The following is a 2,546-nucleotide window of genomic DNA, read 5'->3' on the forward strand; positions in this document are numbered from 1 at the left end:
GACTAAACCGCTCGCGCGGTAGCCCGCCGCAATGGCCGCGGTGCGGATAGGCATTGCGCCCCTGTCTATGTTGAGAACCGAGGCAATCGGCCTCGTTCTTCGACAGGAGCACGATCATGACCCCTTCCACACCGGCGGTTTCACCACTGCGCCAGCGCTTGCTCGACGACATGCGCATGCGCAAGCTCGGCCCCAAGACGCAATCTGCCTACATCCGTGCCGTGCGCTACCTCGCGAGCTTCCTTCAGCGCTCCCCCGACACAGCCACCGAGGAGGATCTGCGGCGTTTCCAGCTGCACTTGGTCGATCGGGGCGTTTCGCCGATCACACTCAACGCCACCATCACCGGCCTGAAGTTCTTCTTCGACGTCACGCTCAATCGCGGCGAACTGGTCGAGAGGATGAGCTACGTGCATGTGCCCCAGAAGCTTCCGGTGGTGCTCAGCCGCGACGAGGCCGCACGCCTGATCGCAGCAGCCACCAACCTCAAGTACCACACGGCACTGTCCATCGCCTACGGCACCGGCCTGCGGGTCAGTGAGATCGTTGCGCTGAAGGTCGGCGACATCGACAGCGAGCGCATGACCCTGCGCGTCGAGCAGGGCAAGGGTCGCAAGGATCGCTATGCGATGCTCTCGCCGGTTCTGCTGGAGCGGCTGCGGGCCTGGTGGCGATACGCCAATTCGATGGGCAAGATGCTGCCCAACGGTTGGCTGTTCCCCGGCCAGAACCCGGTCGACCCCTTGACCGCGCGCCAGCTCAACCGGGCAGTCCATGACGCCGCCGAAGCGGCCAAGATCGACAAGCGCGTCACCATGCATACGCTGCGCCACAGCTTCGCCACGCACCTGCTGGAGCAGAAGGTGGACATTCGCGTGATCCAGGTGATGCTCGGCCACAAGAAGTTGGAGACCACGTCGGTCTACACGCACGTGGCTACCGAAGTCCTGCGCGACGTCGTCAGCCCGCTGGAGAAGCTGTCTGCGTAGATCGTCTTCATGGCGCACTGCGCCCTGGAAGTCGCCGACATCTTCCGCACCCACGGTCCTGGTTGGCGCAACGCGCAGCATGGTCACCTGAGCCTGGGTCAACTCAAGGTCATGTCGGCCATCGAGCAGTGCCGCAGCGCGGCGCTGGGGGGCCACGTGTTGCGTTGCGAAGGCTGCGGGCGGGATCAGATCGCCTACAACTCATGCCGCAACCGGCATTGCCCGAAGTGCCAGGCGAGTGCGGCGCAGCGCTGGCTCCAGGCTCGCCAGGCCGATCTGCTGCCGGTTGACTATTACCACGTCGTCTTCACCTTGCCGGCGCCGATCAGTGCCATCGCCTACTACAACAAGGCCGAGATCTACGCCTTGCTGTTCGATGCGGCCGCCGAGACCCTGTTGACCATCGCAGCCGATCCCAAGCACCTTGGCGCGAGCATCGGCGCGACCCTGGTGCTGCACACGTGGGGATCGGCACTGACGCACCACCCGCATGTGCACGGTATCGTGCCGGGCGGAGGTCTGTCGCCGGATGGCGAGCGCTGGGTCGCCTGCAAGCCCGGCTTCTTCCTGTCCGTGCGGGTGCTGTCGCGCCTGTTCAGAACGCGATTCCTCGAAGCGCTCGGGCAGCTGTATCGCGCGGGCCGCCTGAGGTTCTTCGGCGAGTTCGCCGCGCTGACCGACGCACGCGCCTTTGCGCATTGGCTCGCACCGCTGCGCAAATGCGAATGGATCGTCTACGCCAAACGACCGTTCGCCGGACCCGAAGCGGTGCTGGCCTACCTGTCTCGCTACACGCACCGCGTCGCCATCTCCAACAGCCGGCTTGTAGCGATGGACGAGCAAGGCGTCACCTTCCGTTGGAAGGACTACCGGGCCAAGGGCCACACCCGGCGCAAGACGATGACGCTCGATGTCGATGAGTTCATGCGCCGCTTCCTTTTGCACGTCCTGCCGAGTGGCTTCCATCGCATCCGGCACTACGGGATCCTGGCCAACGGCAATCGCACGGCCAACCTGGTGCGCATCCGCGAACTACTGGGGCAAAAGGCTGACGCCGTCCCCCAAATCACGAGCCTGGATGCCGAGCCATACCGTCCTCATCCGACCTTCGTCTGCATGCACTGCGGCGCTGCGATGAGCGTCTTGCTGACGTTGGCTCGCGGGCAGCCGATCCGTGCGCCGCCACCACAGGTCCGAGCGCCATGACGCCGCAACTGCTCAGCCAACCTTCGACCCTTCTTGCGATCGGGCCGATGAGAGGAAGTCTGGTCTTCGAGTCCGGTGATGCCCTTCGTCGACCGTCCTGGCGTCGAGCGACGCGAACAACGGCCTGGATTTACTGCGCCTCGGCAACGCCATTGGAGCCATCCCCTGGGCTCCGCGCCCCAGCCAACTTGGGCCACGCGTTCCGAATCCCCATAGGCTCGTAGCGTTGCCTGTCCTAAGCAGAGCATTCCGCGGTTTCCTCCTTAGAGGCTTGTCCAACACCTGCCCTCTGGCCGTTGTCGTGCGCGGGCTCGTGGCGTTGCTCGGGCAGGTATCGGACAACCCTTAACC

At 64.6% G+C, this 2,546-nt stretch carries 2 protein-coding genes; both read left to right on the top strand.

What is annotated here, in order from left to right; genetic code table 11:
* Window positions 1–116: 116 nt before the first annotated feature.
* Entirely contained in the window at window positions 117–989 is an 873-nt protein-coding gene (locus G369_RS0135190) for a tyrosine-type recombinase/integrase (protein WP_019658751.1), read from the top strand.
* 9 nt (window positions 990–998) lie between these two features.
* Window positions 999–2,195, top strand: coding sequence for an IS91 family transposase (locus tag G369_RS0135195; protein WP_019658752.1), 1,197 nt, complete (start codon window positions 999–1,001; stop codon window positions 2,193–2,195).
* Window positions 2,196–2,546: the final 351 nt, after the last annotated feature.

The organism is Variovorax atrisoli 110B, assembly GCF_000382045.1.
GTDB classification, from domain to species: Bacteria; Pseudomonadota; Gammaproteobacteria; order Burkholderiales; family Burkholderiaceae_C; genus Variovorax; species Variovorax atrisoli.